Raw genomic sequence first — 24637 nt, forward strand, 5'->3', positions numbered from 1 at the left:
GAAATCATACAGCTTATCAAAGGCTTAATACTCGCCCCCGGAACCCGGCCTCCGGCGTTCACGAGAAGGTGTATGCATTATGTCGTTATTCCGCGAGAACGCGCGTTGACGGGAAGGTCACTTCGACCAGCGTGCCTTCGCCGGGTGTCGAATAGATCGAAAATTTCGCGCGATTGGCCTCCACCATCGCCTTGGTCAGCGGCAGCCCGAGGCCGGTGCCATCGCCGCGGCCGCGTTTCAGCGCGTTGACCTGCTTGAAGGGTTTCAGCGCCTGCTCGATCTCTGCCTGCGTCATGCCGACGCCGGTGTCGCGCACCCGCATCACCACCTCGCCGTTCGGCTCGTGCGCGGTCGAGACGATCACCTGCCCGCCGGCCTGCGTGTAGCGTACGGCGTTCGAAAGGATGTTGAGCGCGATCTGGCGCACGCTGCGCAGGTCGGCCACGACTTCCGGCAGTTTCGAGGCGAGCGTGGAGCGGATGATGACGCGCTCGCGGTTGGCCTGCGGCTGCATCATCGCGACCGTCTCGGCCAGCGCGTCGTTCAGCGCCACCGCCTGATAGTCCATTTCCTGCTGGCCGGCCTCGATCTTCGAGATGTCCAGCAGGTCGTTGACCAGATCGAGCACATGGTTGCCGGAGCGATTGATGTCGCGCAGATAGTCGCGGTAGCGATCATTGGCGACCGGCCCGAACTTCTCATCCAGCATCAGTTCGGAAAAGCCGATGATGGCGTTGAGCGGCGTGCGGATCTCGTGGCTGACGCGGGCGAGGAAATCCGACTTCTGGGTGGATACGCGCTCGGCTTGCGCGCGGGCCTGCGTCAGCTCCTCTTCGGCCCGCTTCCACGGCGTGATGTCGCGCAGCACCGCGCAATATCCGCCGTCGCCCGGCAGCTTGCCGATGGTCATGAACAGCGGGATGAAGCGCCCCTGCGCCTCGCGGCCGATCACCTCGCGCCCGTCATTCAGCACGCTGGCGACGCCGTTGTCGGAAAGGCCGGAAAGATAGTCGCGCGCCGCCCGCTGGCTTTCGATGGCGAAAAGCGAGGCGAAGGGTTTTCCGACGATCTGGTCGTCGTCATAGCCGAACAGCGCCTCGGCCGGCCGGCTGATCGAGCGCACCATGCCGTCATTGTCGATGAGAACGACGCCATCGGTCGCCGTGTCGAGGATGGTCCTCAGCTCGGCGAGCCGATCCTTGAGCTGCTGCTGTTCGGCATCGGGCGCGGCGGGCGCGGGCACGGGCTGGCGCACGAGCGTCAGAAGCAACGCCTTGCCGCCGAGCCACGGCACGGATTGGAGATGGGCGTTGACCGGAATCTCCTCGCCGCCGCGCGTCCTGAGGGCGACGCTGCTGTCTCCCTCCGAGCGGTCTTCCGCCGGGCCGGAGAGCAGCACGTCTATGCCGCCGGCCTCTGCCAGTTCCCCGATCGAGCCGTAGCCGGTGAGGCTGAAGAAAGCGTCGTTTGCATAGTGCAACATGTCGCCGGCATGGATGAGCACCGGGATGGGCAATTGCGCGAGAATGGACGTATCCGCGCGCCTTTCGGCGAAGGCTGACGGCGTGAAGCCGTCGAGCTTCAGCGGCGGCGCAGCGACGGACTGCGGAACCGTCTCCGTCGTCGCCTGCGTCTCCGACGCCGTCTCGGCCGTTGCCGATTCCGGCGCGGCCGCGGCGAGGGTCGCTTGCGATGCAGCGGATTCGTCCCCGGCGTCCTGCGCCTCCGGCGCGGCGGCGAAATCAAGCAGCGAGCGTGAGGCACGGTCCTTCGGGACGGTCACTTCCGGCTCGCGCGCCGTGCTGTCCTCGCGCGAGACGGCTTCGTCCGCCATGGTCGGCGCGGCTTCGTCCAGCGCGCTCTCCGTTGCCGGCTCTCCTGTTTCGTGATCGTCGCCCAAAGCGTCGAGGTCGGCGGTGGTGGCGTCGGGATCGACAAAGGTTCCCGTGTCCGTTGGTTGCGCGTCCGGCCCGACCGTGATCGTCGTTTCGTCGCTTTCAGCCCCGGCCATGCGCTCATCGGTTCCGGCGACGTCCACGGGGGTTTCGACCGTCTCGTCGCGCTCGATCCCGACCGGCGCCTGCGCGGCAAACCACTGGGGCGCGTCGGTCGCGGCGACGGTGCGGACAGGCGTCTCGTCGGAGACGGGTGGTGTCGCTTCCGTCTGTCCGAGGGGAGTTTCACCCAGTTCCGACAAAGCGGCCGGCTGAATGTCGTCTTCCTGGAGCACGGCGGCATCAAAAGTTTCCGGGACACCCGAAACGGAGGTTCCCGCACCATTCATCGTGTCCGCGGACACATCCTCAGCGGCGGTCGCGTCGCCCGTTTCGATCTCCGCCGGCGCGCTCGCGCGCTTCAGCTGTTCGCCGATCTCGCGGAAAGCGTTGCGCTCCACCGGCGTCAAGCCCTTGTCGGACGGAGGCTGGCGATGCTCGGCCAGGCGGATGACCTTGTCGCTGTAGCGGCGCTCCTGCTTCGGCGCGATCTCCAGCGCCGGCACTTCACCCTGGAACGGATCGGCCGGGAGATCGGCCGCAGCCGGGGCCGGCGCCTCGGGTTCCTGCGCGGCTTCGGGCTCCGCCGATCCCTTGCCGGCGAGCTTCAGTCCGACCGCATTGGGATCGATCACCGCGTCGGCCACGCGCACGACGCCGAAGCCGCGAAATCCCTCGAACTGCCGTTCGCGGCCATAGGCCGGAAGGGCGGCGAGATCGACGGGCGCCTTCAGATCCGTCCCGGCGATCGGCCAGAAGACGGAACGGCCCGACCATGTGTCGCGGCGCTCCAGCAGTCCGGCGATCTCGCCGTCCGGATCGAGCCCGAGACGCGCGGCGATTTCTGCAAAGCTGCTGCCCGTGACGTCGCCCGCGGCGGCGCCGACGGCGGCTATGAACTCCGGCGAAATGGCGCTGAAACGGCCTTCTGCATCCGTGCGCCAGACGAAACGCACCGGCGCCGAATCCCGGTCGATGGCGATCGGATCGGTCTGCGCGCCCGGCGCGGCGCGGTCGCTGAAATACCAGCTGTCGTGCTGGGAGCCTGTGCCTGCGACGCCGTCGGGTTCGGTTGGCGCGGCCGTATCCGCAGCGGCGTCGGCCTCCTCCCGATCGTCTTCCTGTCGTTGCGCTTGGTCATCGGACAGGATGAGCGCCGGCGACGGCGGTTCTGCGTGATCCTCCGCATCCTCGACCGCCGGCTGTTCGGGCGGCGGCGCCACCGTCGTCGTCTGCTCCCAACCAGGCAGGTCGCCGCCGGTTGCCTCTCCCGCCATGCCCTGCGAATCGTCGATCGCGGCGAGCGGCACGTCGTCGTCCTGTTCGGCCGTGCCTTCGTCGACGGTGATCAGCAGATAGCGCGCCGGCTCTTCGGCGAGCCGCGCGAAACCCACCGGCATGGCGCGGCTGCCAGCCCGGACGATGCGCTTCAGCACGCGTTCTCCCCGGGCATCGGTCACGAGCTTCCCAAGCAGTTCCGGTCCGAGCCCGAGATCGCCAAAACCTTGCGTCGCCGCCAGAACCCCGCCGCTTCCGTCGAGCATCGCGACATAATTGCCGGGCTCCTCGAAGCCGCCGATCGCCCGCGCGGCGCTTTCCGCCTCATCGCGTGAGGAAAACTTTGGCGCCGGTGAGACCAGCATGATCGCCGCCTCGCCGCCGGGCAGGGTAAGACTTGTGGCGCGCAATGCGGTCGTCTGGCTGATCATGCCGGCTGCGAGCCGGACGGTGACCGGCCGGTCGCTTCCGATCGAGGGGTATCCCGATATGCCTTCGATCTGGCGTTTCGCCGAACGGCTGAGACCGGAGCCCGCGCCAATCGCCGCTTCGATGCCCGAAAAGCCCAGCAGCGCGCCGCCTGCGCCGTTGCACCAGATCACCTGCCCGAGGTCGCTCGTCAGGATCACGATGCCGTCGCCTGCGGCAAAATGGCCACGCACCTCGTCGATGGCGGCGATGTCGATGAATGAATGCGTTTCCGCAGTCATCGGGCACGTCCCCTGGTCCGGGTCCAACCGGCTTTAACGCATTGTTAATAAAACGGGCAGCGCCCAGCGTCCACAAATCCGCACGCCGTGCATCCTCAAAATGGGCGTTTGGTTAATCGCGCCACAGGCCGGATACTGCATCGCACAAAAAATGTTGCAATGCACAATAACCTGCGCTATATGGTGGCCATACCACAATGAGAGGGTCCTTCAGGGCCGCCCCAAGCCAAGGATAGGAAAATGTCCAAGACCGTGAAGATTGCCGATACCTCGATCGAGTTTCCGAGCTTCGACGCCTCTAAGGCGACCGACCAGTTCCGCGCTTTCGCCGAGAAAGGCGTTGAGCAGTCGAAGGAAGTCTATGCCAAGGTGAAGGCCGGCGCGGAAGATACGCAGAAGGCGCTTGAGTCCACCTTCGAGACCGCCAAGTCGGCCGGCAGCGCTCTGTCGCTGAAGACGATCGCGGCGATGCGCGCCAACTCCGAGGCTGGTTTCTCCCACCTTGAGTCCCTGCTGAACGCCAAGTCGCTTTCCGAGATCGTGGAATTGCAGACCGCCTTCTTCCGCAAGGGTTTCGAGACCTCTGTCGAGCAGGCCAAGGAATTCCAGGCGATCGCATCCAAGACCGCCGAAGAGGTTGCCAAGCCGCTGAAGGACGTTTTTGAGAAGACCGTCAAGGAACTCAAGGTCGCCTGACGCATTGTAGGCATCAAGCATACCGGCAGGCGGTTCCTCCTCCCTCCGCTTGACGGGTTACAGGCCGGCACCTCCTCCCGCTGGCTCGCTAAAGCAAAAGGCCGGGTCCTCCCCCGGCCTTTTCTTTTGCCTGAAGTTGCCTTTTGCATCACAGCCGCGCTTGTCGAAGCAAAGCGGGCCGCCGGGCAAAGGTTGGCCTTGAAATGTCCGCCGTTTGTCCGTATGGACCCGGCAGCGAACGCGACATGCGGTTGTAGCTCAGCTGGTTAGAGCGCCGGATTGTGGATCCGGAGGTCGCTGGTTCGATCCCAGCCAACCGTACCACCCGTTTCCCCTTTGGCGTGACGCCTTTCCCGCAAAGCCGGTTTCGGCTCGCTACGCCCTGTGGCGGCACTCTCCGTTTGACAAGCGCGGCATCCGGGTGCCATCCGCACGCTGGCCGGAGGAGTTGCGCCATGACCGAGACAGTCACCGTTTCCCGAAACGACGGCATCGCGATCGTCACCATCGACAATCCCCCGGTGAATGCGCTGGGCTTCAATGTCCGCGAGCCGCTCGCGGCCGCGCTGAAGGCGCTAGCCGATGACGCCGCCGTCGCCGGCATCGTCCTGACATGCGCCGGTCGCACCTTCGTCGCCGGGGCCGATATCACCGAATTCGGCAAGCCGATGAAGCAGCCGGAACTGCGCGACATCATCGCCATCCTCGAAGCCGTCGCCAGGCCGACCGTCGCCGCGATCCACGGCACGGCGCTGGGCGGCGGGCTCGAACTGGCGCTCGGCTGCCATTTCCGCATCGCCGATCGCGACGCGAAGCTCGGCCTTCCCGAAGTCAAGCTCGGCATCCTGCCCGGCGCGGGCGGCACGGTGCGCCTGCCGCGTCTCGTCGGGCCTGCGAAGGCCATGGCGATGATCGTGTCGGGAACGCCGATTTCTGGGGACGAGGCGCTGGCTGCCGGCCTTGTGGATGAAATCGCCGATGGCGACCTTGTCTCCGCTGCGGTGTCCTTCCTGAAAAGGCGCATCGCGGATGGTGCGAGGCCGCTGCCGGTGCGTGCGCGCTCCGACAAGCTGGCGGTCGAGCCGGCGGCGCTGGACACTGTCGCGGCCGACCTCCTGAAGAAAAGCCGTGGGCTGGAGGCTCCCGTGGCCTGCGTCGAAGCCGTCCGCAACGCCGTCGCGCTGCCTTTCGACGAGGCGCTCGCCGCCGAACGCCGGCTGTTCGAGAGGCTCGTCGCCGGCGACCAGTCGAAGGCGCAGCGGCATCTCTTCTTCGCCGAGCGCGAAGCGGCCAAGGTTCCCGGCATCGGCAAGGAGGTGAAGGCGCGCGACGTGAATCGCGTCGGCATCATCGGCGCCGGCACCATGGGCGGGGGCATCGCCATGTGCTTCGCCAATGCCGGCATTCCGGTGACCCTCTTGGAAACCACGGACGAGGCGCTGCAGCGCGGCCTGGGAGCCATCGGGAAGAACTACGCGGCCTCCGTCTCTCGCGGTTCTCTGGACGAGGCGGAGAAGAGCCGCCGCATCGGGCTGATCGAGGGCACGACCGAATATGCGCGGCTCGCGGATGTCGATCTGGTCATCGAGGCAGCCTTCGAGGACATGGCCGTGAAGCGCGAGATTTTCGGCAGGCTCGGCGCGGTCGCGAAGCCCGGCGCGGTGCTGGCAACCAACACTTCCTATCTCGACGTCGACGAAATCGCGGCTGCGTCCGGACGTCCGGCGGATGTGCTCGGCCTGCATTTCTTCTCGCCCGCCAATGTCATGAGGCTGCTTGAGATCGTACGCGCCGCCGCGACCGCGCCCGACGCGCTGGTGACGGCGCTCGCCGTCGCCAGACGCATCGGCAAGGTGCCGGTGGTGGTCGGCGTCTGCCATGGCTTCGTCGGCAACCGCATGCTGCGCGCCCGCAACGCCGAGAACGAAAGCCTGCTGCTGGAGGGCGCGACGCCGCAGCAGGTCGACAAGGCTTTCGTGGATTTCGGCTGGCCGATGGGGCCGTTCCAGATGTCGGACCTCGCCGGCCTCGACATAAGCTGGCGCATGCGCAATGTGCGCGGCGAGACGGCTGCCATCGCCGATGCGCTTTGCGAGGCGGGTCGCCTCGGCCAGAAGACCGGCAGCGGCTATTATCGCTACGCGCAGGGAGCGCGAACCGCCGAGCCCGATCCGTATGTGCTGGAATTGATCGAGGCGAAGGCGCGCGAACTGGGCGTTCCGCGCCGCGATGTTTCCGCCGACGAGATCATCGAGCGCACGCATCTGCCGCTCGTCAACGAGGGCGCGCGCATTCTGGCCGAGGGCATCGCTGCGCGGTCCTCCGACATCGACATCGTCTGGACGAACGGTTACGGCTTCCCGATCGGCAAGGGCGGGCCGATGTTCTGGGCAACCCTCAAGGGCGTTCGCAACGTCATCGATCGGCTGGAACATTGGCATGGCAAAACCGGCCGGCCGGCTTTCGAGCCGACGCCGCTGCTGCGCGCAGCGGTCGAATCCAACGCGTTCGGCGGCCGCTGACGGCGGCTGACCTGCAATCCATATCCTGAAAGCGCAGCTTCGAGGCCGCTCCGCGACCTGCGAGCGGAAGCTGCTGCGATCGCGTCTCCCGCAAGACGTTTACGCACCCGCAAACCCATCTGGCACCGTGCGCACTGCCGAGGAATTCGCTTGCCTCGCCATGCGCGCGAAAAGAGTTGCACAACCTGTGATTTTAGTATGCCAAGAATACGGCATAAAATTATCTCATAAGTTGCAAAACGCAATTGATATGCGGATAAATCGCCTATAGGTTGTAGTTTAGGCAGACGTCAGATGATTGAAGGTTGTACCGCTCGCGGTCGCGCGAGCGAATGGCGGCGTCTGTCCTGAAACGGGCGGAGTGCCCTTCGAGCGACAAGGAGCCGCGAAATGGCAGTGAAGGTGATCTCTTACGGTTTCCTCAGCGATTACGAGCAGGACGCTGACGGTTTTACGTATTTCGGGGCGGGCAATACCGCGGCCGGATGGCACAGCAAGCAATCCTGGTCGGCGCCCGGGCTGATCGAGACGCTGTTGTCGAAGATCTTTCGTTTACCTCTCCGGCAGCCGGAGCTTGAAGCCACCGTCGGGCTGAAGGTTCACTACCGCACGGGCGAGGATGCGTCGCCGACCAATGCCAGCGGGGACAAGTACAAGGTGGACGGCGGCTACCAGCAGGACGGCGTGCACAATGCCAGCGGCACGAACACCAACCGCGCTTCATGGAACGTGGATTTCTCGCTCTACGACAGGGACGGGGATTTCACCGGCGCCTATGTGTGGGTGGATATCAACCCGACTATTGCGACGGACTACCTGAAGTTCAAATATGACAAGCAGAGCAACGCTTTCGTCGCCGAGGACAGGAACGGCAATCTGCGCGTGCTTGGCGTGGGAGACGGCAATGGCGGCGAACCGGGAGAGGTTCTGCAGGATTCCATCAACCTGCTGTTCTTCAAGGATCTTATCGACAATGACGGAAACGCGAGGAACGGGTTTCAGGAATGGGACCTCGAACACGGCACCTTCGACTTTGTCGTTGGCCAGTTCGACAATGGCTCATTGAAGACGAACGTCACGGTGAATGTCGGGGAAATGCTGATTCCCGACGTCGCGTAGAGGCTGGTCGGGACGGCGATCGGCACTGACCTCCGTGCGGTATCCTGCTGTCCGGCTGGTTGCATGCGCGACACGGCCGCGATCAGAACAGCGATCCCTGACCGCCCGTTTCCTTCGCCTTCAACGATTTCGCGCGGGATGGCGCATCGGGCTTCGGAGCGGGTTGGGAAGTGCCGCCGCCCGTTGCGGTCGCGGCGGCCTTGCCGTCCGCGAAGGTGAGTTGCAATGCCTGTCCGGCGGCGATCTCGGCCGCGCGCCTGATGACGTTGCCCTCACCATCGGCGACCAGCGAATAGCCGCGTTCGAGGATCGATTCGTGGGAGGTCCGCAGCGTGGCGAGCATGCGGTGCGCCTGCGCAAGGCGGTTGCAGAGGCGCTCCAGCCGCGCGCCTTCGGCGAGATCGAGACGGCGCTCGAGGCTGGTGACGGATGTTCGCAACATTATGTTGCGACGTTGCAGGGCATCCGGCCGGACGCGAGCGGAGAGGCGCGAAAACGCCTGCCGGCAGGCCGCAAGCCGCCGCGCGAGCGCCTGAAAACTGCGCAAGCCGTCGCGCTCGGCGCGTTTGCGCGTGTCCGCGATGCGCAGCATCAGCGTCGCCGGCGTCAGCCGCGCCGCGTTGAGCCGCGCCCGGCGGCGCTCGGTCCCGGCCGTCAGCCCGCGCGAGAGGCGGCTTGCCGCTTCGTCGAAACGGCGGCGCGGCAGCGCCAGAAGCTGGTCGGGTGAGGGCAGGGCGCGGGCGGCCGAGCGCAGCGCCTGCCGCCTTTTGTCGAAATGCCTGACGACGCAGTTACCGAGCCGCGCATGCAGGCTCACGATCGTCGCCTGGAGATCCGCCTTCACCGGCACGGCGAGTTCGGCGGCGCCCGTCGGCGTCGGCGCGCGCACGTCGGCGGCATAGTCGACCAGCGTCCAGTCGGTTTCGTGGCCGACCGCCGAGATCACCGGAATGTCCGAGGCGGCGACGGTGCGCGCCAGCCCCTCGTCGTTGAAACCCCAAAGATCTTCGAGGCTGCCGCCGCCGCGCGCGACGATCAGCAGGTCGGGCCGCGGAATCGGCCCGCCATGTTCCAGCGCATTGAAGCCGGCGACGGCCGCCGACACTTCCGCGCCGGCCGTCTCGCCCTGCACGCGCACCGGCCAGACCAGCACATGCAGCGGAAAGCGGTCGGCGATGCGGTGCAATATGTCCCGGATGACCGCGCCGGTGGGCGATGTCACCACGCCGATGACGCGCGGCATGTAGGGCAGGAGCTGCTTGCGGGCCGGATCGAACAGGCCTTCCGCCTGCAGCCGCCGCTTGCGTTCCTCCAGCAGCGCCATCAGCGCGCCGGCGCCGGCCGGCTCCAGATTGTCGATGACGATCTGGTATTTGGAGGAGCCGGGATAGGTCGTCAGCCGTCCTGTCGCGATCACTTCCATGCCCTCTTCGGGCCGGAAGCGCAGCTTCGACATGGTGCCTTTCCAGATCACGGCTTCCAGCCGCGCCCGCTCGTCCTTCAGCGCGAAATAGGCATGGCCGGAGGAATGCGGCCCGCGATAGCCGGAAATCTCGCCGCGCACGCGCACATGGCCGAAGGCATCCTCGACCGTGCGTTTCAGCGCATTGGAGATCTCCCTGACCGTGAATTCGGCCGCGTTGCTGCGCGATTCGGGAAGGAGATCGTCCATCGGATCATTGAAGGCACGTCGGCCGGCGGGTCAAGGCGTGGAGCGCCTGCCTGCGTCGGCAGCGCCTACCATCCGGGAGAAACCAGCGCCGGCTTGCCGTGCCGGCCGCGTCCCAGCCCGATGGCCGAGATCGCCGGCAGGTCGATCGCCGCCACCGCTTCCGGCACGGTGATGTTGTCCAGGCTTTCGGAGATGTGCCGCGCCAGCGCCTCGACGAGATCGGGCCGGTCGGTCGGGCCGCGCATGATGCCGATCATGCAGTCGGGCAGTTCGCCAAACCCGTCGGCGTCGCCCAGCACGCGCATGCCGGGCCTCAGCGCGCATTCCGGCAGCACGGATATTGCGAGCCCGGAAAGCACCGCCGCCGTGATGACGGTAGCCGAGAAGCTGGTGAAGAGCACGCGATAGTCGCGGCCCATTCGGTCGAGCACGTCGCAGGCAGCGCGCCGCCAGATGCAGGTCGGCCGGCCGAAGGCCATCGGCAGCTGCTTCTGCTCGTGCACCACATGGTTGGCGGAGGTCACCCAGAGAAGCGGCTCGCGCCGCACGATCTCGGACGGCGCGTTGGCGTCGTTGTGCGTGACCAGCGCGATGTCGAGATTGCCGCGCTTCAGGTGCTCGCGCAGGCCCGGCGTCGGCTCGCAGATCACCGACAGTTCCACGCGCGGATTGGAACGCGAGAAGCGCGCCATGATCTCCGGCAGGAACCGGTCGGCATAGTCGTCCGGCGTGCCAATGCGGATGTGGCCTTCGAGGCTGTTGTCGTCGAAGGCGGCAAGCGTCTCGCGGTTCAGCCGGATCATGCGGCGCGCGTAGGTGAGCAGCTTTTCGCCTTCCTCGGTCAGCCTGTTGCTGCGTCCGTCCTTCTCGAACAGCGGCTTGCCGATGCGTTCCTCCAGCCGCCGCATCTGCATGGAAACGGCCGATTGCGTGCGGTGCACCTCCTCCGCCGCGCGGGTGAAGCTGCCTGTATCGGCGATGCTGATGAAGGTCTGCAGCTGATCGAGATCGAGCGGAGCGGCGGGCATGGACATAATCCATCAGGATTGTTGATGCTGAAGATTAAAAACATTCGTTGGATTAATCAATCGCTTTTGGCGATATTGCCGGCGTCACCAACGGACGCAGGTTCCGCGCGCGGGCGGCTCTGGATCGAGAGCGCCGCGACGGGAAAACCGCGTCGATACGACATGGAGAAAGACGATGACCACGATCGAACACAGCCATTTCGCGATGCCTTCCGCGCGCCCGGCGATTTCGACGCGCGTCGTCAATCTCGTATGGAAAGCGCTTCGCGCCTATCGCAACCGCCGCGCGATCTACCACCTCGGCGAGATGACGGACACCGAACTCGCCGATATCGGCCTGCGCCGCGCCGATCTCTATCTTGCCCATGCCTCGCCCTTCGGCGTCGATCCGACGGAACGGCTGGGCATCATCGCAGAGGCACGCGCCACCGAAGCGCTCGCCCGTCAGGTCAGCTGATTGCCGACAACAGGATTTGCAGGCGTTCCCTGACTCTCCTGCCGGTTTTCCCCTCCCGGCTGCCTGCATCGAGCCCGGTCCGTTCCCCACGGATCGGGCTTTTTCTTGCGTCAAAGCTGATTGACGAATGAAATAATCCAGTCCCGGCATACAAAGACTACGGCAGCGGCTGCAGATAGAACTATCAAAAGGATGTAACCACTCGTGTTTTCTTTTGTGGTCGGTTTCCACTGAGAGTGTATCGGCTCGCCATATCTGAGTGCACGCCAAGCTTGACTGAAGTCTGGCGCTCCTCCGGGGTCAATGAGATCGTAGGATGCTACAACCCAGACGAAGCCGGCTATTATGCCCAAGAGCAAGATACAGACGAACCATTCACCCAGACTGAGCGCAGCGAGATCAATCACCGAAACCTCTCCACGCCGTTCCTCCCGGGGTTACACCCGGCCGGTTCATTCCTCCGTGGACCGGGTTTTTCTTCATAGCTGGTTGATCAGGTCGATAACCCAGGAATGGCCGACCACCAATGCCATTGCAGTCAATATCAGAAGAACGCGCAAGACGTAGCCGGGGGCGTTGTCTGCGTTTGACGTGTTCCAGAACGGCGTTTCGAGCGGCTCGCCGTGCTTCAGCGCGCTCCAGACACCCCTTGGACCCAGTGGGGTCTTGGGATTTATGAGATCGTACTTCTCCTCCGTCCACCATATCGCCAGCGCTAAAGCAATAAATGCCAGAATAACGAACCACTCACCCAGACTGAGCGCCGCGAGATCAATCACCGAAACCGGTCCATGCCGCGCGTGAACTGCTCGAAGATCGACTCCATGCCCTTCTGATAGTCGTCGCGCTGTTTGCGGCCGGACTCGAACATGTCGCCAAAGATGTCGTCATAGGGGTTTTTCTGCCGGCCGCCCGGTGCGCGCTGTTGGCGCTGGCGCGGCTGCGGTTCCGGCTCGGGCGCCTGCGGCTGGCCGCCGCCGCGCATCATCTCCTCCAGAATCTTGCCCCACGGATTGCTGCCCATCGGGTTCTGGCCGCCTGAGGGGGCTTGCTGGCCCGCGCCGCCGCCGAACATATCCTGCAACACCTTGCCGAAGGGGTTGTCCATCGGCCCTGACGATTGCGGCGAGGATGTCTGCTGGCCGCCGCCCATCATGTCCTTGAGGATCTTGCCGAACGGATTGTCGAGCGGATCGGCCGACTGAGGCGTCTGGCGCTGCTGCGGCTGCCCGCCACCCATGCCCTGCTTCATCATCTGCTCGATGATCTCGCCGAGCGGATTGTTCGCCGCGCCGAAGCCGCCGGCCTGCGCCGCCTGACCGGTGGATTGCCCGGTGGACTGCCTGAACATGCCGCCCATCAGCATCGTGGCCAGCGCCGGCAGCATCTGCTTCAGCACCTCCTGGCCGATGCCGGTCGCCTGCGCCGCCTGGCTGGCGACGGCGCGCGAAAGTTCCTTCGAGCCGAAGAGGTGCCCCAGAATGCCGTTGCCCTCGGCCATGCCCTGCGGCGTGAAGGCGGCGGCGGGATTGTCGAAATATTTCGCGTGCTGGCCGCTCGCCAGCGCCGTCAGGAAGTTGCCGATGCCGTAGGGGTCGGAGGCGTTCTGCCTAAAACCCTGGCTGAAGGCCGGCATCAGCGCCTCGACGGCCTGCTGCGCCTGCGCCTGCGACAGGCCGAACTGTCGCGCCAGCATCTCCATACCCTGGCCGTTCTGGTTGAGCATGTCATACAGGCTGGGCATGGCTTTCCTCCGAGAGACGCACCAATCAACCTAGGGCTGATCGATGCGATCTTGAAGAGGAAAACGATCGGATTGGCTAATAGGCGTATTCGAGGAACGCCGGTTCGATCGAACCGCCCCAGCGCGTATTGTAGGCGCTTACCATTTCCTCTGCGCTGGTGGTGCCGCGCGCGACCACTTCGTCGAGCGTGTTGAGAAAACCGGTTTCGTCATAGCCTTCGCGGTTCTTGCGGCTCCGAGCCTTGAGGCCGTCGCGCGATATAGCAAGCACTTCGCGCGCCACGTCGCGCAGGCCGCGGTTGCGGAACGGCGCGCCGAGCCCCTCGGCCGGCACCGCGTCGCGCATGGCGAGCACTTCCTGGTAGCTCCAGTCGGCGGTCAGCGTTTCGGCCGCGTCGAGCGCTGCCTCGTCGTAGAGAAGGCCGACCCAGAAGGCCGGAAGGGCGCAGATGCGCCGCCACGGACCGCCATCGGCGCCGCGCATTTCGAGGAAGTGCTTCAGCCGCACATCGGGGAACAGCGTGGAAAGATGGTTCGCCCAGTCGCCCATGGTCGGCACGCCGTCCGGCACTTCGTTGCGCGCCTGCCCGGCCATGAAATGGCGGAACGTCATATGCGTCATGTCATGATAACGGCCGTCGCGGATGACGAAATACATCGGCACGTCGAGCGCCCATTCGACATAGTCGGCGAAGCCGAGGTCGGGCGAGAAGCAGAATTCGAGAAGGCCTGAGCGCTGGTTGTCGGTGTCGCGCCAGATCTCGCCACGCCAGCTCTGCAGCCCGTTCGGCCTGCCTTCGGTGAAGGGCGAGTTGGCGAAGAGCGCCGTCGACAGCGGCTGCAGCTTGAGCGACACCTGCATCTTGCGGCGCATGTCGGCTTCCGAGGAGAAGTCGAGATTCACCTGAATGGTACAGGTGCGGTACATCATGTCGAGGCCGTGACTGCCGACCTTCGGCATGTAGGCGGTCATGATCTCGTAGCGCGACTTCGGCATTCTGGGCGTTTCGGCCAATGTCCATTTGGGGCTGCCGCCAAGGCCGAGGAAGCGGATGCCGAGCGGCTCGGCGATCTCGCGCAGCTGCGCCAGATGCGCGTTGCCCTCGCGGCAGGTCTGGTGGATCGTCTCCAGCGGCGCGCCGGAAAGCTCGAATTGTCCGCCGGGCTCCAGGCTGATCGCGCCTTGTCCGGTCGGCTCGACCAGCCCGATGATGCGGCCGTCGTCGATGATCGGGTCCCAGCCCAGCGTCTTCTGCATGCCCTCCAGCAGCGCGCGGATGCCACGCTCGCCGCCATAGGGCACGGGCGCGTGTCCATCGACATAGAAGGGGAATTTTTCGTGCTCGGTGCCGATCCGCCACTTCTCGCGCGGCTTGTTGCCGGCGGCGAGATAGGCGACGAGTTCGTCGACGCTCTCGACCGGCCGGAAATCCGTTGTGTCCCGCGCCATATGCGCCGCCCTTCCTGACAAGTCCTGACTGCGCGCGTGTGATGGACGACAGGCGCGGTCGCGATCAAGCGAAATCTGTTGAGCCTCGATTCAATAGGAATTGAGTACGCAATGCTGCCGGCGGGCGGAATGATCGTCCCGGATCGCCTTTTTCCGGGAAACGAAATCGTCGCCGGACTTCATGCCGCTGGCGTGGGGAGCCGGGCTACCAGTCGCCGATTGTGGCCTGGATGACGGCGAGCGCCGCGACGGCGGCCGTATCGGCGCGCAGGATGCGCGGGCCGAGCGGAATCGCGGTGACGAAGGGCAGGGCGCGCAGCATGCGCCGCTCCTCTTCCGAAAAGCCGCCTTCGGGGCCGACGAGCAGGCCGAGCTTTTTCTCGCCGATGCCTGCAAGCTTGCTCATGGGATTGTTCGTGTCGGCGTCCTCGTCGCAAAAAATCAGGCGCCGGCCGTTTTCCCAATCGGCCAGCAGGCGATCGAGCTTTACGGTCTCCCGAACCTCAGGAACCGCGAGGATGCCGCATTGCTCCGCCGCCTCGATGACGTTGGCGCGCAACCGGTCGCTGCCCGGCCTGGCCACCTGCGTATGCTGCGTGGCGACGGGCTGCAGCACGCCTGCGCCCATCTCCACCGCCTTCTGCACGAGATAGTCGAGCCGCCCCTGCTTCAGCGGCGCGAAGCAGTAGATCAGATCGGGGAGTGGCGGCTGCGACCGCGTCTGCTCGACGGCGGCGAGCCGCACGGCCTTCTTCGTCTTTGCCGCGATCCGCACGAGCCATTCGCCGTCGCGGCCGTTGAAGGCCAGCAGTTCCGCCCCTTCGGCGAGCCGCAGCACATGCAGCAGATAGTGGCTCTGCTGCGGATCGGTCTCGAACTCCGCTCCGGCCGAAAGGGCGTCCGGCACGAAAATCCGCTGCATTCTGTAGTTGGCGCGCATCGGCGAGCAATGCGCGGGCCGTTTCCGGCAGTCAAGCCGGGCTGCGACCGCATTGGTCGCGTCCGGGAACGCGACCTGTATCATCCGGGCACAAATTGCATGGGAAGCGAGAGGACGAGCATGAGCGATTCAATAAAGACCGGAGGCTGCCTGTGCGGCGGCGTTACCTACACGCTGCGTGGCCCTTTGCGGCCCGTGGTGGCCTGCCACTGCGTGCAATGCCGCAAGACCTCCGGCCACTATGTGGCGGCCACGCAGGTACCAGCCGCCGACGCGACCATTTCCGGCGACTCGCTTCGCTGGTATCGCTCATCGGACATTGCGGAGCGCGGCTTCTGCTCGGTCTGCGGCAGCAATCTGTTCTGGCGCAGGTTGGGCGGCGACCGCCTCTCGATCTTCGCCGGCACGATCGACGGCGCCACCGGCCTGCGGATGCAAAGCCAGCTCTATGCCGAATCGGCCGGCGATTATTACGACCTGCCGGACGCGCCCGTCATTGCGCAATCGACGCTCAGGTGACGTCCTTCCATACCGGCGCATAGCCTGCGCGCAGGATCGCGACGGTCGTCGGCGGCGTGATGAGACGCGCCTTGCCGGCCAGCGCATCGGCGCCGCCGGCAGGTTCATAACCGTCGAACGTCCAGCGCAACGCCACGCCGTCCCGGATCGCGAACGCATCGTCCCCGACGGAGACCATCGCCCCGTCCGGTAGCGTCGCCGGTTCCTCTATGGAAATGGGCTCTCCGGAGTTGCGCGACGCCAGCCGCTCCGCGTGGAGTCGCGCGTCGATCTGCGGCGCCTTGGGGTCATCGATGCCGAAGGCGCGGCCAAACGCACCGAGGAAACGAGCCGCCGCCTCGCGCCGGCACAGGAAGCAGGGTCGGTGGCCGGCTGCCAGCGCCGTCACCTCGTCGAGGAAGAAGAGTTCCGTCCAGCCGGTTCCGCCGTCGCGGCCGTTATGGCCCATCACGTCGCGCGGCGGCCGGTCCTTGTAGGAGCAGGTGCAGATGATCCACGCCTTCGTCGTCCAGCGTCGCCTGAGCAGGGTGCGCGTCACGGGATCGTGAATGACGCCGCGATTGCCGGTGAACATGCCCCTCGCGGCCACTGCGTGGATGTCGCCGAACGGATCGACACGATTTTGCAGTGGCATGCTCGATCCTCCTTTTTGGCCGGGCCGCGCTTATGCTAAGCGGCATCGGATCGAAAGACATTCCGGAACTTGCCATGGCAGCGAAGCGTGCACTGATTGTCCATAATTTCGAGAAGACCGGGCTGGGCAATGTCGGCACGGCGCTCGCCGAAGCCGGTGTCGAGGCCGACACCGTCATGGCGCATCTGGGCGAGGCACTGCCGCAGCGGGCCGATGGCCACGACGCGCTGGTCGTGCTGGGCGGCGGCCAGAACGCGCTGGACGACGCCGGCTATCCCTATTTCCCGGCACTGCTGGACCTGATCCGGGATTTCGAGCGGCAGGATCGCGCGATCCTCGGCATATGCCTCGGCAGCCAGTTGATGGCGCGCGCCTTCGGCGGCGAGAACCGTATTGGCGGCGCGACCGAATTCGGCTGGAACAAAGTCGGCTTGACGGAAAAGGGCGCTGGCGATCCGGTTCTCGGAGCGCTGCCCAAGAGCTTTCCGATCTTCCAGTGGCACGACGATACTTTTGTCCTGCCGGAACAGGCCGAGCATCTCGCCGCGAGCGATGTGGCGAGAAGCCAGGCGTTCCGCGTCGGCCGCGCGGCCTATGGCTTCCAGTTCCATTTCGAGGCGGACCGCAATCTCGTCAGCCAGTGGAATGCCGATTTCGCCGACTGGCTCGCCCTGAACAAGCCCGGCTGGAACGAACGCCATGCCGTCGATGCCGAAACCCTCGGGCCGGCTTCCGACGCGGCCGGTCTCGCCATCGCGCGCAACTGGGTCGCGGTGATCTGAGGGAACTGGCCACGCCCGATTTGCCTGTCTGACGACGCCGTCTCGCTCGTTCCGACCCCTCTCCGGCCCTTCGGGCCACCTCTCCCCAGAGGGGCGAGGAACTTGGGTCGCGATCTGCCGCGACGTTGAGGCTTTTTCGGCTTGGCTTCGGCGCTTCTCCAGCTTGGGTTCCTCGCCCCTCTGGGGAGAGGTGCCGAGCGCAGCGAGGCGGAGAGAGGTCCCTTCAGCCGTGGCATTTTTGACACGCTCGCGAAAAGACATGAGCGAACGCGGCACAACCCCTCGATTCTGCGCGTTCTTAACCATAGAAGGCCGCCGCGCCGCCGTTTTCGGCAAGGAATTGGTAACTCCGACCGCCTCAATTTGTCAGGATCGAAACTCCGAGATGACTCCCTTGAAATCCGTTCTCCTGACAGTTGTTATGGTCTCCGGTATCGCTGCCTGGGCGGCGGGAATCTATGCCGCCGACGCGTCCGCCGGCCACGTCGCGATCGACGGATATGGGGTCACGGCAGCGGTTCGCTGAACCTATAGCGCCACAGTCAGGAAACGCTTCTCCGCGCCGTCGACGACGAACGCGGTGAGCACGCCGGTCCTGTAGCATCCCGTATCGATATTGACGCGGTTGGACATCACTTCCGGCCGCTCAGTCGGCGTGTGTCCGTGCACCACCACCTTCGGGTGAAGGGTCGGGCAGTCGAGGAATTCGTCGCGAATCCAGATCAGTTGTTCCGCCTGTTGCCTGTCCAGCGGAATGCCGGGCTTGATGCCGGCGTGGCAGAAAAAGAAATCTCCGAAGCAGACCGACAACGACAGCTTTGCGAGGAAGTCGATATGGCTTCTCGGCATTGTCTTCGTCAGCGCCGCATGGCCCCTCTCAAGGGCGGCAGGATCGCCGAAATTCACGCTGACCCCGTAGGACGCTGCCGTCGTCTCGCCGCCGAAGCGGGCGAACAGACCATGATGGGTCGGTTCGGCGAGGAAATCGAGGAAGCCTGCGTCGTGGTTGCCCAACAGCGCGATATGCCGTGCGTCCCGCGCCTTCGCCTCGATGAGCCGCGCCAGCACGCCTTTCGAGTCCGGACCCCGGTCGATATAGTCGCCGAGATGGACGATGCGCCAGTCGCGCGGCCGGTCGCGCTCGATCTCGGCGGCGATCAGCCTGTGCATCTCGGCCAAATGCTCCGCGCAGCCGTGCACGTCGCCGATCGCGTAAAGCCGCATGCCTTCCGGCGCGCGCGCATGGGCGAAATCGATCGATCCGCTCATGCCGCCGCCCGCCGCATCCTGCCAGCTTCGAGCCTTGCCGTCACCGGCACCGCCTATTTCTCGACGGGATGATAGATGAGGTTCGGCCCGACATCCTTGATGTTGCGCTTGCCGCACAGCGCCATGGTGATGTCGAGTTCCTTGCGGATGATCTCCAGCGCCAGCGTGACGCCTTCCTTGCCCATCGCGCCGAGCCCGTAGAGGAAGGGCCGGCCGATATAGGTGCCCTTGGCGCCGAGGCAGAGCGCCTTGAGCACGTCCTGGCCGGAGCGGATGCCTCCGTCCAGATGCACCTCGATCCTGTCGCCCACCGCGTCGACGATCGCCGGCAGCGCCTCGATGGAGGACGGCGCCCCGTCGAGCTGCCGCCCGCCGTGATTGGAGACGATGACGGCGTCTGCGCCGGTCTGTGCCGCCATTTTCGCGTCCTCGGGGTCCAGCACGCCCTTGAGGATCAGCTTGCCGCCCCAGCGTTCCTTGATCCAGGCCACGTCGTTCCAGGAAAGCCTCGGATCGAACTGCTCCGCGGTCCACGAACTGAGCGACGACAGGTCGGACACGTTCTTGGCATGCCCGACGATGTTGCCGAAACTTCTCCGCCTGGTTCCGAGCATGCTCATGCACCAGCCTGGCCGCGTCGCCATCTGCCAGATATGCTTCGGCGTGAATTTCGGCGGGGCGGAGAGGCCGTTGCGCAGGTCCTTGTGGCGCTGTCCGAGGATCTGGAGATCGAGCGTCAGCACCAGTGCGGAGCACTTCGCCGCCTTGGCGCGGTCGATCAGGTTCATGACGAAGTCGCGGTCCTTCATCACATAGAGCTGGAACCAGAAAGGTTTTTTGGTCGCCGAGGCGACGTCCTCGATCGAGCAGATGCTCATGGTGGAGAGCGTGAACGGCACGCCGAAGGCCTCGGCGGCCTGCGCGGCCAGCATCTCGCCGTCTGCGTGCTGCATCCCGGTGAGCCCGGTCGGGGCCAGCGCCACCGGCATCGACACTTTTTCGCCGATCATGGTGCTTTCCAGCGACCGGTCGGTCATGTCGACCAGCACGCGCTGCCTGAGCTTGATCTTGCGGAAATCCTCCTCGTTGGCGCGGTAGGTCCCCTCCGTCCATGCGCCGGAATCGGCATAATCGAAGAACATCTGCGGCACGCGCCGCTTTGCGAGCGCCTTCAGGTCGGCGATTTCAACGATGGAAGTCATGGTCACCCCATATGCGGAAACGGTTGGCCGCCTTGCTATCGGGCGGCGCGCTGCTGAGAACTGTTCGACTGGTCAAGACCGGTCCCCGGCGCTGCGCGCCCGGCCCCCTTCCGGTTCGGCGCGCTGCTTGAGTCTCAGCCGCGACACGCGCTGCCAGTCGCCGGAGCGGGCGGCGTCCACCATCGCGCGCTCGACATAGGTGATGTGGTCCATCGCCGCCTTGCGTGCCGCGGCTGGATCGCCCGCCGTCACGGCGCGGTGGATCGCAACATGCTGCGCCAGCAGATGCTCGCGCGCCTCCGGCAGGTTGAAGATCATCTGGCGGTTGAGGAACACGCCGTCGGACAGCAGGCGATAGCAGGCGCGCAGCGTGTGCAGGAGGATGATGTTGTGGGCGCATTCGCCGACGGCATTGTGGAACTCGACGTCGATCGCCGTTTCCTCCGCGAAGTCGCCTCTCTCATGCGCTGTCTGCATGCGGCCGACGATCTCGTCGAGCAGGGCGCCATCCTCGCGCGTCGCCCGCCGCGCGGCATATTCGGCCGCCAGCCCTTCGATCTCGCGGCGGTATTCCAGATAGTCGGCCGACGCTTTTGGATGGGTCGCGATCAGGTCCATCACCGGCTTGGAGAACACCTGCCCGATGACGTCGGCGACATAGGTGCCGCCGCCATGGCGCGAGACGACGAGCCCGCGCGCTTCGAGGTCCTTCAGCGCGTCGCGCAGGATCGGCCGCGACACGCCGAGTTGCTTGGACAGTTCTCGCTCGGCCGGCAGCCGGTCGCCGACGCGCAGCACGCCTTCGAGGATCAGGCTCTCGATCTGCTGCATGGCCTCGTCGGCCGTGCGCGAATGTTCTATGGGCGTGAAAATCTCGGTCACAGGCGTTAAGCCGGGGCGTTCGACGATGCAGGCGACGTGCAAAATACCTGTCAAGCTCGCAATTGGTCAACAAACTTATCCAAATTCCTCTGATGAACGCGCAAATCAGAGGGCGTGACCCCGAAAAGCACGCCCTTTTGCGAACATGATTTCCCGAGCAAACATCAGCGTGCTCGTTGGAGAGGGATATGATGGTCGAGCCGCCGAACGACGAATTTCCGTCGCTGTCTGCCGGCAGCGTGCTTGGCTTTCCCGCTCATGAAGGGCGTGCCGGCGCACTGGGCGAGGTGCATGCGCGGCCGCATCCGCTGATCGATGCGCCGCGCATCCTGATCCAGTTGTCGTTCATGACCGACGGCGGCTCCGGCGTCGATCAGGCCGTGCTCGCCGAACTGTCGCGCCGGCTGGGCATTGCCGCTCCGGACCGGCAGGCGCGGCACTACGCGATGAAATGGGGACTGGGGTCGCTGCGCTGGGAGCGGCACACCGAGTTCTCGACCTATCTCTGGGAAGGGCCGTTGCAGGAGAACGCCCGCGCGCTCGGGGATTCTCCGTTCGGCAACGGGTTCTCGCCGCCGGGCACGGTCATTTCCGGCATACGCCTTGAAATACGCGCGTGGGACGCCGCCAGCGAGTCGCTGATCTCCGGCTTCGATCCGACCAGCCTCTGCTATTCGCTCGTTGAGGGCGGCAAGGCCGCCGTCGTCACCGACTTCCGTCAGGACGGCGACGGGCTGACGCGCATTCTCGTGCTTGATCGCGGGCTCAATCCCGCCCGCCGCGGCGCCCTGTCACAGCGCCTCATCGATATCGAGACCTACCGGACGCTGGCGATGCTGGGCCTGCCGCTCGCGCAGGCGCTGTCGGCCCGCGTGCGGCGCATCGAGGATCGCCTGGCGGTCATCACGCGCGAAATGAAGGCGCCGGAGACCCGCCGGAGCCCGGTGCTGCTGGCCGATCTCACCGAACTCGCGGCGGAACTGGAGGCGGATGCGGCGGCCAGCCTGTACCGCTTCGGCGCGAGCCGCGCCTATGACGGCATTGTCAGGGAGCGGTTGAAGGCGCTCGACGAGGAACTCGTGCCGGGCCACGACAGTTGGGCGGGGTTTCTGGAGAGGCGGGTGGCGCCCGCCATGCGCACCTGCCGTTCGGTCGAGGAGCGCCAGGCCAACCTGTCGCGCAAGCTGACCCGCGCCACGACGTTGTTGCGCACATGGATCGACGTCGAGGTCGAGAGCCAGAATCGCGACCTGCTCGCCTCCATGAACAACCGCGCCAAGCTTCAGCTTCGTCTGCAACAGACGGTCGAGGGCCTGTCGGTCGCCGCCGTCTCCTACTATATCGTCGGCCTCATTGGTTACCTCGCCAAGGGCAGTTTGCTCTTCGACGTCGAGATCAAGCCCGAACTGGTGACCGCATTGGCTGTTCCCGTCGCGATCCTCGCCGTCTGGTGGATGGTGCGGCGGGTGAGAAGCAGACATTCGGAACCGAAAGCGGCTGGAGAATAGCCGTCCTTCCAGTGTCAAATTGACGCTACGTCAGCTTCGTTCGGCATCCTCTTGTCATACGGCGGATGCGAGGTTTGCATGCTGCTGCCTAAACTGGTAAATCGTCTTTACCAGTCCGGGAGGTTTCATGTCGCGGCTTCTGATGCCGAAGGCGGATGAGAAGACGCTCACGCGCCGCGCCGAGATCGTGGCCGACATGCGCACGATCGTGCCGGGCGAGGGCGTGGTCGATGCCGTGAACGGCATGCGCGTCTTCGAGAGCGACGCGCTGACGGCCTATCGCCAGCTTCCGTTGGTGGTCGTCCTGCCGGAAACCGTCGCGCAGGTCTCGCGCATCCTCAAATATTGCGACGAGCGCAACATCCGCGTCGTTCCGCGCGGCTCCGGCACGTCGCTCTCCGGCGGCGCGCTGCCGCTCGAAGACGCGGTGCTGCTCGTCATGAGCCGCTTCAACCGCATCCTGGAGATCGACTACGCCAACCGCGTCGTGGTGGCCCAGCCCGGCGTCACCAATCTCGGCATCACCACGGCGGTGGAGCAGGAGGGCTTCTACTACGCGCCCGATCCGTCCTCGCAGATCGCCTGTTCGATCGGCGGCAATGTCGCCGAAAATTCCGGCGGCGTGCACTGCCTGAAATACGGGCTCACCGCCAACAATGTGCTCGGCATCGAGATGGTGCTGATGAACGGTGAGGTCGTGCGGCTCGGCGGCAAGCATCTGGATGCGGAAGGCTACGACCTGCTCGGCCTGATGACCGGCTCCGAAGGGCTTTTGGGCGTCGTCACCGAGGTCACCGTGCGCATCCTGCGCAAGCCGGAGACGGCGCGCGCTTTGCTCATCGCCTTCCCGACCAGCGAGCAGGGCGGCCAGTGCGTCGCCGACATCATCGGCGCCGGCATCATCCCCGGCGGCATGGAGATGATGGACGCGCCGGCGATCCGCGCCGCTGAGGATTTCTTGCATGTCGGCTACCCGCTCGACTGCGAGGCATTGCTCATCGTCGAACTCGACGGCCCGCAGATGGAAGTCGACCATCTGATCGGCGAGGTCGAGGCGATCGCCAGGCGCAACGGTTCGACTCTTTGCCGCGTCTCCACCTCGGAAGAGGAGCGGATGGCGTTCTGGGCTGGCCGCAAGGCGGCGTTTCCGGCGGTCGGCCGCATCTCGCCGGACTATCTCTGCATGGACGGCACGATTCCGCGCAAGGAACTGCCGCGCGTGCTGGCCGGCATGCGCCAGCTTTCTGAAAAATACGGACTGCGCGTCGCCAACGTCTTCCATGCCGGCGACGGCAATCTGCATCCGCTCATCCTCTACGACGCGAATGTCGGCGACGAATTGCAGCGCGCGGAGGACTTTGGGGCAGACATATTGCGCCTTTGCGTCGAGGTGGGCGGCGTCTTGACCGGCGAGCACGGCGTCGGTGTGGAAAAACGCGACCTGATGCCGGAGATGTTCAACGAGACGGACCTCGACCAGCAGATGCGCGTCAAATGCGCCTTCGACCCGAACCACCTGCTCAATCCCGGAAAGGTGTTCCCGCAACTCAGACGCTGCGCCGAACTCGGCCGCATGCACGTCCATCGGGGCCAACTGGCCTTCCCGGACATTCCGAGGTTTTGAGGTATGGAGAGATTCTGCTCGCGACCTCGCAGAACTTCACGGGTCCGGCCTTCGGTCGGCCCGAGGACAGGCTTCGTAAGCCGGGGGGAGAATGGTTGAGAGCCGCAGCCGTCGCAGATTGGGCACTACCGCCAGGGCGCGATCGCTACGACACGGTGACAACATGGCGGAGGCCGTGCTGTGGAATGAGCTTAAGGGCAGGAAACTGAGCGATCACAAATTTGTCCGACAGTTTCCTGTTGGTCCATATTACGCCGACTTCTATTGCCGCGAACGGCGTCTGGTCGTCGAACTTGACGGAAGTCAGCACACGGACAGCCCCTATGATCGCGAACGGGATAATTTCATGCGGGATCAGGGCATCTCTGTGATTCGTTTCTGGAGCGCTGACGTGCTGAGGGAATTGCGGAGTGTATGTGAGACGATTCTCGCCGCCTTGGAGAATCGCCTTGAGGAAACAATTGCGCCGGATCTGCGGTATGTGAAGGGGCGTCGCGGATGACGTCGACTTCCCCCTCACCGCCTCGCTTCGCTCGGCACCTCTCCCCCATTTCATGGGGGCGAGGAACCCAAGCTGGACTAGCGCCGGCATTGCCGCAACGGTTCC

At 65.1% G+C, this 24637-nt stretch carries 21 protein-coding genes and 1 tRNA gene; 11 read left to right on the plus strand and 11 right to left on the minus strand.

Features of this window, described 5'->3' with window-relative positions; translation table 11 throughout:
• Positions 1-85 precede the first annotated feature (85 nt).
• Entirely contained in the window at positions 86-3982 is a 3897-nt protein-coding gene (locus M9955_14310) for a PAS domain S-box protein (GenBank protein ID MCO5082813.1), read from the minus strand.
• A 240-nt stretch (positions 3983-4222) separates the two neighbouring features.
• On the opposite strand from M9955_14310, the gene M9955_14315 reads away from it, so the two are divergent.
• The 4 genes from M9955_14315 to M9955_14330 all read left to right on the plus strand — a co-directional run bounded on the left by M9955_14315 (position 4223) and on the right by M9955_14330 (position 8319).
• The gene (locus M9955_14315) at positions 4223-4678 is read left to right on the plus strand and encodes a phasin (GenBank protein ID MCO5082814.1); all 456 of its coding nucleotides are present in this window, start codon (positions 4223-4225) and stop codon (positions 4676-4678) included.
• A 247-nt stretch (positions 4679-4925) separates the two neighbouring features.
• Positions 4926-5002 (plus strand) — tRNA-His (locus M9955_14320).
• Between the two features lie 131 nt (positions 5003-5133).
• Complete coding sequence (locus M9955_14325) at positions 5134-7200, plus strand: 3-hydroxyacyl-CoA dehydrogenase NAD-binding domain-containing protein (protein MCO5082815.1); 2067 nt, start codon at positions 5134-5136, stop codon at positions 7198-7200.
• A gap of 390 nt (positions 7201-7590) precedes the next feature.
• Positions 7591-8319 (plus strand): hypothetical protein, encoded by a 729-nt coding sequence (locus M9955_14330; GenBank protein ID MCO5082816.1) that lies wholly within the window; start codon positions 7591-7593, stop codon positions 8317-8319.
• Positions 8320-8401: 82 nt separating this feature from the next.
• Here M9955_14330 and xseA read toward each other — a convergent pair whose 3' ends face one another.
• On the minus strand, positions 8402-9991 hold the full coding sequence (gene xseA / locus M9955_14335; protein MCO5082817.1) for an exodeoxyribonuclease VII large subunit: 1590 nt from the start codon (positions 9989-9991) through the stop codon (positions 8402-8404).
• A gap of 65 nt (positions 9992-10056) precedes the next feature.
• A complete protein-coding gene (locus M9955_14340) occupies positions 10057-11019 on the minus strand; it encodes a LysR substrate-binding domain-containing protein (protein MCO5082818.1) in 963 nt (320 codons plus the stop codon).
• A 175-nt stretch (positions 11020-11194) separates the two neighbouring features.
• Between M9955_14340 and M9955_14345 the strand changes: the two genes are divergently transcribed.
• A complete protein-coding gene (locus M9955_14345; GenBank protein ID MCO5082819.1) occupies positions 11195-11476 on the plus strand; it encodes a DUF1127 domain-containing protein in 282 nt (93 codons plus the stop codon).
• Between the two features lie 479 nt (positions 11477-11955).
• Here the strand turns inward: M9955_14345 and M9955_14350 are convergent, their stop codons facing one another.
• From M9955_14350 to M9955_14365, 4 genes are all read right to left on the minus strand, one after another.
• Entirely contained in the window at positions 11956-12255 is a 300-nt protein-coding gene (locus M9955_14350; protein ID MCO5082820.1) for a hypothetical protein, read from the minus strand.
• Positions 12252-13220 carry a DUF937 domain-containing protein gene (locus tag M9955_14355; protein ID MCO5082821.1) on the minus strand — a complete coding sequence of 323 codons (969 nt, stop codon included), beginning with the start codon at positions 13218-13220 and terminating at the stop codon, positions 12252-12254. The genes M9955_14350 and M9955_14355 overlap by 4 nt, the downstream gene beginning before the upstream one ends.
• Before the next feature lie 76 nt (positions 13221-13296).
• Positions 13297-14670 carry a glutamate--cysteine ligase gene (locus tag M9955_14360; protein ID MCO5082822.1) on the minus strand — a complete coding sequence of 458 codons (1374 nt, stop codon included), beginning with the start codon at positions 14668-14670 and terminating at the stop codon, positions 13297-13299.
• A gap of 205 nt (positions 14671-14875) precedes the next feature.
• On the minus strand, positions 14876-15610 hold the full coding sequence (locus tag M9955_14365) for a 16S rRNA (uracil(1498)-N(3))-methyltransferase (GenBank protein ID MCO5082823.1): 735 nt from the start codon (positions 15608-15610) through the stop codon (positions 14876-14878).
• Positions 15611-15730: 120 nt separating this feature from the next.
• Between M9955_14365 and M9955_14370 the strand changes: the two genes are divergently transcribed.
• Entirely contained in the window at positions 15731-16129 is a 399-nt protein-coding gene (locus M9955_14370) for a GFA family protein (protein ID MCO5082824.1), read from the plus strand.
• Here the strand turns inward: M9955_14370 and M9955_14375 are convergent.
• Positions 16122-16763, minus strand: a complete 642-nt coding sequence (locus M9955_14375) for a hypothetical protein (GenBank protein ID MCO5082825.1) — start codon at positions 16761-16763, stop codon at positions 16122-16124. The genes M9955_14370 and M9955_14375 overlap by 8 nt on opposite strands.
• A 74-nt stretch (positions 16764-16837) precedes the next feature.
• Here M9955_14375 and M9955_14380 point away from each other — a divergent pair, with 74 nt between their 5' ends.
• Entirely contained in the window at positions 16838-17545 is a 708-nt protein-coding gene (locus tag M9955_14380; protein ID MCO5082826.1) for a type 1 glutamine amidotransferase, read from the plus strand.
• A 259-nt stretch (positions 17546-17804) separates the two neighbouring features.
• Positions 17805-18071: a hypothetical protein gene (locus M9955_14385; protein ID MCO5082827.1), complete on the plus strand. Its 267-nt coding sequence runs from the start codon at positions 17805-17807 to the stop codon at positions 18069-18071.
• Between the two features lie 2 nt (positions 18072-18073).
• On the opposite strand, the gene M9955_14390 is transcribed toward M9955_14385, so the two are convergent.
• The 3 genes from M9955_14390 to M9955_14400 form a co-directional block, all read right to left on the minus strand.
• Entirely contained in the window at positions 18074-18814 is a 741-nt protein-coding gene (locus tag M9955_14390; protein ID MCO5082828.1) for a serine/threonine protein phosphatase, read from the minus strand.
• 53 nt (positions 18815-18867) lie between these two features.
• Positions 18868-20016, minus strand: coding sequence for an alpha-hydroxy-acid oxidizing protein (locus tag M9955_14395; GenBank protein ID MCO5082829.1), 1149 nt, complete (start codon positions 20014-20016; stop codon positions 18868-18870).
• 72 nt (positions 20017-20088) lie between these two features.
• Entirely contained in the window at positions 20089-20898 is an 810-nt protein-coding gene (locus M9955_14400; protein MCO5082830.1) for an FCD domain-containing protein, read from the minus strand.
• Positions 20899-21086: 188 nt separating this feature from the next.
• On the opposite strand from M9955_14400, the gene M9955_14405 reads away from it, so the two are divergent.
• From M9955_14405 to M9955_14415, 3 genes are all read left to right on the plus strand, one after another.
• Positions 21087-22406, plus strand: a complete 1320-nt coding sequence (locus M9955_14405; protein MCO5082831.1) for a DUF3422 family protein — start codon at positions 21087-21089, stop codon at positions 22404-22406.
• Positions 22407-22533: 127 nt separating this feature from the next.
• Positions 22534-24030 (plus strand): FAD-binding protein, encoded by a 1497-nt coding sequence (locus M9955_14410; GenBank protein ID MCO5082832.1) that lies wholly within the window; start codon positions 22534-22536, stop codon positions 24028-24030.
• 91 nt (positions 24031-24121) lie between these two features.
• Positions 24122-24532, plus strand: a complete 411-nt coding sequence (locus tag M9955_14415; protein MCO5082833.1) for a DUF559 domain-containing protein — start codon at positions 24122-24124, stop codon at positions 24530-24532.
• Positions 24533-24637 lie beyond the last annotated feature (105 nt).

Source organism: Rhizobiaceae bacterium, assembly GCA_023953845.1.
Classification (GTDB): Bacteria; Pseudomonadota; Alphaproteobacteria; order Rhizobiales; family Rhizobiaceae; genus Arvimicrobium.

Bases quoted from the DNA above. Each gene is read 5' to 3' on its own strand.
- M9955_14405 (MCO5082831.1), top strand. From the start codon at position 21,087: ATGATGGTCGAGCCGCCGAACGACGAATTTCCGTCGCTGTCTGCCGGC.
- xseA (MCO5082817.1), bottom strand. From the start codon at position 9,991: ATGGACGATCTCCTTCCCGAATCGCGCAGCAACGCGGCCGAATTCACG.
- M9955_14410 (MCO5082832.1), top strand. From the start codon at position 22,534: ATGTCGCGGCTTCTGATGCCGAAGGCGGATGAGAAGACGCTCACGCGC.
- M9955_14355 (MCO5082821.1), bottom strand. From the start codon at position 13,220: ATGCCCAGCCTGTATGACATGCTCAACCAGAACGGCCAGGGTATGGAG.
- M9955_14330 (MCO5082816.1), top strand. From the start codon at position 7,591: ATGGCAGTGAAGGTGATCTCTTACGGTTTCCTCAGCGATTACGAGCAG.
- M9955_14370 (MCO5082824.1), top strand. From the start codon at position 15,731: ATGAGCGATTCAATAAAGACCGGAGGCTGCCTGTGCGGCGGCGTTACC.
- M9955_14365 (MCO5082823.1), bottom strand. From the start codon at position 15,610: ATGCGCGCCAACTACAGAATGCAGCGGATTTTCGTGCCGGACGCCCTT.
- M9955_14315 (MCO5082814.1), top strand. From the start codon at position 4,223: ATGTCCAAGACCGTGAAGATTGCCGATACCTCGATCGAGTTTCCGAGC.
- M9955_14325 (MCO5082815.1), top strand. From the start codon at position 5,134: ATGACCGAGACAGTCACCGTTTCCCGAAACGACGGCATCGCGATCGTC.
- M9955_14390 (MCO5082828.1), bottom strand. From the start codon at position 18,814: ATGAGCGGATCGATCGATTTCGCCCATGCGCGCGCGCCGGAAGGCATG.
- M9955_14395 (MCO5082829.1), bottom strand. From the start codon at position 20,016: ATGACTTCCATCGTTGAAATCGCCGACCTGAAGGCGCTCGCAAAGCGG.
- M9955_14415 (MCO5082833.1), top strand. From the start codon at position 24,122: ATGGTTGAGAGCCGCAGCCGTCGCAGATTGGGCACTACCGCCAGGGCG.
- M9955_14310 (MCO5082813.1), bottom strand. From the start codon at position 3,982: ATGACTGCGGAAACGCATTCATTCATCGACATCGCCGCCATCGACGAG.
- M9955_14375 (MCO5082825.1), bottom strand. From the start codon at position 16,763: ATGCCACTGCAAAATCGTGTCGATCCGTTCGGCGACATCCACGCAGTG.
- M9955_14385 (MCO5082827.1), top strand. From the start codon at position 17,805: ATGAGCGAACGCGGCACAACCCCTCGATTCTGCGCGTTCTTAACCATA.
- M9955_14380 (MCO5082826.1), top strand. From the start codon at position 16,838: ATGGCAGCGAAGCGTGCACTGATTGTCCATAATTTCGAGAAGACCGGG.
- M9955_14360 (MCO5082822.1), bottom strand. From the start codon at position 14,670: ATGGCGCGGGACACAACGGATTTCCGGCCGGTCGAGAGCGTCGACGAA.
- M9955_14345 (MCO5082819.1), top strand. From the start codon at position 11,195: ATGACCACGATCGAACACAGCCATTTCGCGATGCCTTCCGCGCGCCCG.
- M9955_14340 (MCO5082818.1), bottom strand. From the start codon at position 11,019: ATGCCCGCCGCTCCGCTCGATCTCGATCAGCTGCAGACCTTCATCAGC.